Source organism: Endozoicomonas sp. ONNA2 (genome assembly GCF_024606365.1).
Taxonomy (GTDB): Bacteria; Pseudomonadota; Gammaproteobacteria; order Pseudomonadales; family Endozoicomonadaceae; genus Endozoicomonas.
In genome coordinates this window covers 1-5407 of record NZ_JAHHPO010000385.1, presented here as the reverse complement: position 1 = coordinate 5407, position 5407 = coordinate 1, and the positions used below count along the sequence as shown (strand labels likewise).

General features: G+C 49.6%; 5 protein-coding genes. 3 read left to right on the top strand and 2 right to left on the bottom strand.

Features of this window, described 5'->3' with window-relative positions; all coding sequences use genetic code 11:
- Positions 1 to 148: 148 nt before the first annotated feature.
- Positions 149 to 2116 carry a cation:proton antiporter gene (locus KDK14_RS07025; RefSeq protein ID WP_257264334.1) on the bottom strand — a complete coding sequence of 656 codons (1968 nt, stop codon included), beginning with the start codon at positions 2114 to 2116 and terminating at the stop codon, positions 149 to 151.
- Positions 2117 to 2251: 135 nt separating this feature from the next.
- Here KDK14_RS07025 and KDK14_RS07020 point away from each other — a divergent pair, with 135 nt between their 5' ends.
- Complete coding sequence (locus tag KDK14_RS07020; RefSeq protein ID WP_257264332.1) at positions 2252 to 2500, top strand: glutaredoxin family protein; 249 nt, start codon at positions 2252 to 2254, stop codon at positions 2498 to 2500.
- Positions 2501 to 2679: 179 nt separating this feature from the next.
- Positions 2680 to 3570 (top strand): cation diffusion facilitator family transporter, encoded by an 891-nt coding sequence (locus KDK14_RS07015; RefSeq protein WP_257264330.1) that lies wholly within the window; start codon positions 2680 to 2682, stop codon positions 3568 to 3570.
- Here the strand turns inward: KDK14_RS07015 and KDK14_RS07010 are convergent.
- On the bottom strand, positions 3521 to 4351 hold the full coding sequence (locus KDK14_RS07010) for a TatD family hydrolase (RefSeq protein WP_257264328.1): 831 nt from the start codon (positions 4349 to 4351) through the stop codon (positions 3521 to 3523). The genes KDK14_RS07015 and KDK14_RS07010 overlap by 50 nt on opposite strands.
- A gap of 169 nt (positions 4352 to 4520) precedes the next feature.
- Between KDK14_RS07010 and KDK14_RS07005 the strand changes: the two genes are divergently transcribed.
- Positions 4521 to 5315, top strand: coding sequence for an MOSC domain-containing protein (locus tag KDK14_RS07005; protein ID WP_257264326.1), 795 nt, complete (start codon positions 4521 to 4523; stop codon positions 5313 to 5315).
- The last annotated feature ends 92 nt before the right edge of the window (positions 5316 to 5407 follow it).

Genomic DNA, 5407 nt, shown 5'->3' with positions numbered 1-5407 from the left:
CTATGTGACCGGAGTTGTAACGAAGCAGAGTGCCGGCACAAGGAGTCAGAAATATTCGATTCCATATGGCCAGCTACTTATTACAGGCTACCCGGCCAGTAATAATCTGGTTAGTGCAAATAGTGTTTGCATATTCTTAGGCAATAAATTAGTAAAAAAGTTTCTCAATGTGAGAAATATCGCTATTGCTTCCAGTTAAAACTACAATATCACCAGCATTCAATATCATTCCCACTTCGGGCTGTAGTACCATATTATCTCGTCGTACCTCGACAATTGATACGTCGGTACCTTTAAAGTCCAGTGACTCGATGGCTTTTTGATCTGCCTCGCTTTTTTTGCCCAGGGTAACAGCGTGACGATAGGTTTTTTTATCATTCTCCAGCAGATAATCACTGATGCCAGGGTAAAAGCCGTTCAGAATTTCATAGCCTTTGGTTCTGGCTTCATGGACTGTTTGACGAACATGGGCAGGGTTCATGCCCAACATCAACAGGGCATGCTTGACAATAACCAGGCTTGACTCAAGCACTTCTGGAATAACCACCGTTGCCCCTGCTTTTTTTAATGCGTCTGACTGACTGTCATCCCGAGTGCGTACAAGAACTGGAACCTCTGGCGATTGTTTTCGAACAGCCTGCAGTATTTTAAGGGCATTTTCCGGGCGATCGATACAGATAACCACCTGACTTGCCCGCTCCAGTCCAACTGCCATTAGCAGTTCTAACTTCCTGCAGTCGCCAAAGAAGACCGGATCACCGGCAAGACCCGCTTCATGAACATGAACAGGGTCATCATCAATAGCAACATACGCCTTGTTTTCCCGGGTCAAAAAGCGGGCAATGGTTTGTCCTACACGGCCGTAACCACAGATCAGGGTATGATGGTGTATGTGGGCAGTTTGTTTGCGTACTTCGTCTTCCTTTACTCGATGAATACTCTGTTCAGATTTATCGAACTTGACCAGTTTGACGATGGCATTGCTGTTTCTGATCAGAAGAGGCGCAATGATCATCGATAAGATAGTAACCGCGAGAACCACGGAAGTGAGGTTGCCGCCACTCTCACCATATTGTGATGCCAGGGCAACCAGAGCAAAACAGAACTCGCCACCCTGGGCCAGTGACAGGCTGGTTTTGAGTGAGATATTTTTGCTCTCGGCAAATATTCTGGTCAGGGTATAGATCACCAGAAACTTGAAAAGAATCAGTGCTACGGTACCCAGTAGAATCTCTTTCCAGAAAGTGACCAGAACATCCATGTCCAGCATTAAGCCGACGGACACGAAAAACAGGCCAAGGAGCACGTCCCGAAATGGTTTGATATCGGCTTCAACCTGGTGTTTGTAGTGGCTCTCACCCATCATCATGCCGGCAACAAAACCGCCCAGCGCCATGGATAAATCCATGGCATGAGAGAGCCAGGCGGCCATCAGGGCAATAACCAGCGCCATGAGAACAAACAGTTCTTCACTCCTGGCCTTGGCAACCTCGTGAAAAATGAGCGGGAGAACCCATTTGCCAATGGCCAGCATGATCACGACAAACACAATCCCTTCAGCAAAGGCAAATCCGAGAGAGGAAGCGATGGAGTCACTGCCTTCGCCAATCAGGGCGGGAATCATAATCAGAAAGACCACGGCGGCAATATCCTGAAATAGCAGGGCACCGATGACCAGCTGTCCCTGGCGGGAGCGCAGTTCATTACTCTGGGTGAGCTCCTTGGACACAATGGCTGTGGAGGAGAGAGCCAGGGCAGAGGCACAGACAAATGAGGTGAGTACGGCAAAATCAAAGGCAGTCAGAACAGTGAAAATCCCGATCCCGGTCAGGAGCACCTGCAATCCACCAAGGCCAAATACCTCTTTCTTCATGGCCAGAATGGTTTTCATGGAGAACTCAAGACCCAGGGTAAAGAGCAGGAATACCACACCAATCTCGGCCAGCAGGGCGATATCAAAGTCCTGCTGTATCAGTCCGGAAGTGGTGGGCCCAAGAATGATTCCGACAAATAGGTAACCCAGACTTTCCGGCAGCTGGAATCGCTTGAAAAAGGCAATGGTGACCGCTGACAGAGCCAGGATAAGCATGAGTTGATTGAAAAATGTAAAGTCCATGGGATCGCCAGCTGAATTTATTAGTGCCCAGAGAGTATAAGCTGAAACAGTATGTTGTAGTTATATCTACGTAATCTTTACTTACTCTGTGGTTATATTATCGCTATATTAGACACCCATTTTAGGGAATGGTTGATGATTCTACTTACTTTATACACCACGTCAGGGTGCCACCTGTGCGAAAAAGCCGAACAAATGCTCAATTTTCTGCAAAAGCAGAAGGTATGCCGTTGGGTGGCCATTGAGATCAGTGATGATGACCTTCTGGTTGATCGCTATGGTGAAAGGATTCCTGTCATCGCTACTGCAGAGGGCAGGGAGCTTGGCTGGCCATTTACCCCGGAGGAATTGATTAACTGGCTGATCCCCACCGTTTCAGGATAGGATAGCGGGAATGTCAGTAGTTCATTGACAGGGATTCCATGGTTTACTTCACTCTGGCTCAATAACACTGGCTCAATAACACGGGCTCAATAACACGGGCTCAGCAACAAGAACATTGTCAAAAAACCACATCGTCCGGACTCAATGAGAGTTTCTTTGGAAAAAAATCTGGAAAGAACGTGTCTGAACAAAAAAAACGCCTGCTCAAACTGGCGACCTACGCCTCGGTTGCAACGGCAAGCCTCCTGATCATCGCCAAGCTCATTGCCTGGTTCATGACCGGCTCCATGAGCCTGCTGGCTACCTTGCTGGACTCCACGATGGATATCCTGGCCTCCCTGATCACATTATTTGCGGTCAGGATTGCCATTTTACCCGCGGATGATGACCACCACTTTGGCCATGGCAAGGCAGAGCAGTTGGCTGTTCTGGCCCAGTCAGCCTTTATTGGCGGTTCGGCCATTGTCTTGGTACTCAATACCCTTGACCGGATAACGGGTGAAGATGTCGTACTGGATAATGAAAGCTCAGGTATCGTGGTTATGGTTTTCTCGATCATCGCCACCCTGATCCTGTTAGCCATTCAGCGCTATGTCATCCGAAAAACCAATTCCGCGGCTATTAAATCTGACTCACTGCATTATCAAGTGGATCTTCTGACCAATGTGGCGGTGCTGGCTGCGCTGTTTGCCACTCGCTATGGCTATCACCAGGTGGATAATATGCTTGCCCTGCTGATTGGCGGTTATATGTTGTTCAGTGTCAGGAACCTTGCCTGGGAATCGATCCAACAATTGATGGACAAGGCACTGCCTGAGGAAGAACTTCAGGAAATTCAGAAACGGGCCCTCTCAGTTGACGGTGTTTTGGGTATTCATGACGTCAAAACCCGGATGTCCGGCTCAACCCCGTTTATTCAGATGCATCTGGACCTTGAGCCACACATGCCCCTGATCCATGCCCACGACCTGGGGGTCCTGGCCAAGCGGGCCGTGCTTGAATACCTGCCTGAAGCGGATGTTATTGTGCATCTTGACCCGGAAGGTCATGATGAGGAGCCACAAGATTAAAGAATGCCAGTGATGTTTCTCTGGTTTGTTGAGCGACCTGTTCCGGGGACTTACCGATGTGGGTGGCGATCATTTGCACGACCTCAAGCAGAAAGGCCGGCTCATTTCTCTGGCTTTTCGGCTTTTTCGCCAATGACCTTGGCAGTAACCAGGGTGAATCGGTCTCCACCATCAGCCGGTTTGCAGGAATATCCTGCATCAGCGGGTGAAGGTGGGTTCCGCGCCGTTCATCACAGATCCATCCGGTAATGCCAATATGACAGTCCAGATCCAGGTACCGGTAGAGGGCAGATTTATCGCCTGTGAAGCAGTGCACAACCAGCCTGCTGATTAGATCCCGGTAGTTTTTGATAATATCTGCAAAACGTTCTGAAGCATCCCTCTCATGGCAGAACAGGGGCAACCCACTGTCAATGACCAGCTCCAACTGCCGCTCAAATACTTTCTCCTGGAGCAGACGGGGGGAAAAGTCACGGTTAAAATCCAGACCGGTTTCTCCAACGGCCACCACCCCGGGTTCATTGAATAAGGCTTTCAGCTCATTAAAGGCCTGAGTATTGGCATCTTTCGCCCCATGGGGGTGAATACCGGCGGTAGAGAAGCAGTGGCCAGGGTAGTTTCGGGCCAGACCCAGTACCTCTTGGGACTCTGCCAGGGAGGTGCCAGTGAGAACCATTGTTGTTACGCCGTGTTCAATAGCCCGGCTGACGACGTCGTCACGGTCTTTATTAAAAGCCTTGTCGCTGAGGTTAACACCGATATCAACCAGCTGAAGTGTCATTGGGAATCCTGTCATAACCAAGTGTTTTGCCCGATATTTTGCTGCTCACTCTTGTCATAGACAAGATTCTCTGAAAGAAGGTTCTCACAAACAAGCGATAGCCGTATCCTTGGCCACTCATAATCCTCAGGCCAAACCAATGCCAAACCAATGACAGGAGCATGAGTTGATGCAAGTGACCGAGCTGGCAATCTATCCCATCAAATCAACCAGGGGCATACCCCTCGAAAGTGCCCGGGTAACCCGAAGAGGTTTTGAACATGATCGGCGCTGGCTGTTGACGGATGAGCATGGCAAGTTTATCACCCAACGGCAATATCCGGCACTGGCAACTGTCGTCACCTCCGTTGTTGACGAAGGACTATGGATTACCCGGCCAGCTGCCGGGGACCTCTGGGTTTCCATCCCGAAAGATGAGGGAAGTTGCGCGACAGTCACGGTTTGGCAAGACGATTGTCAGGCACTGGACGCCGGGGATGCTGCTGCCCGGTGGTTCAGTGATTTCCTGAATATAAACTGTCGGCTGTGTTATCAGCCAGAACGGTCAATAAGGGCGACTGATGCCAGATACTCCGGGCCTGAGGACCATACCAGTTTTGCCGACGGTTTCCCTTTTTTGCTCACCAATGAAGCGTCTTTGGCTGATTTGAATCAACGCCTGACTGAGGCCGTGCCCATGTCCCGCTTCCGGGCCAATATAGTCGTCGGTGGTCAACAGCCCTATGAAGAGGATGGCTGGTCAGTGATCAGGGTAGGGGATATCACATTCCGGGTGGCCAAACCCTGTTCACGGTGTGTGATAACCACCGTCAACCCTGAAACCGGTCTAAAAGAGGGGAGGGAGCCGCTGTTTACCCTGGCGCAATATCGTCAAACGGATATGGGCGTTATTTTTGGCCAGAACCTTATTCCGGATCGGGAAGGGATTATCCGGATAGGGGATAAGGTCAAGGTTTTGCAATAAGTAGCTGGCCATAAGGAGTATATTATTTCATATGTTTAGCTACTTAGGAGTCGTCTAAAAATAACTTTCCCATTTTAAACTCAGTGTTCCTG

Coding starts and splice junctions, on each gene's coding strand:
- KDK14_RS07025 (WP_257264334.1), bottom strand. CDS start 2,116: ATGGACTTTACATTTTTCAATCAACTCATGCTTATCCTGGCTCTGTCA.
- KDK14_RS07020 (WP_257264332.1), top strand. CDS start 2,252: ATGATTCTACTTACTTTATACACCACGTCAGGGTGCCACCTGTGCGAA.
- KDK14_RS07010 (WP_257264328.1), bottom strand. CDS start 4,351: ATGACACTTCAGCTGGTTGATATCGGTGTTAACCTCAGCGACAAGGCT.
- KDK14_RS07005 (WP_257264326.1), top strand. CDS start 4,521: ATGCAAGTGACCGAGCTGGCAATCTATCCCATCAAATCAACCAGGGGC.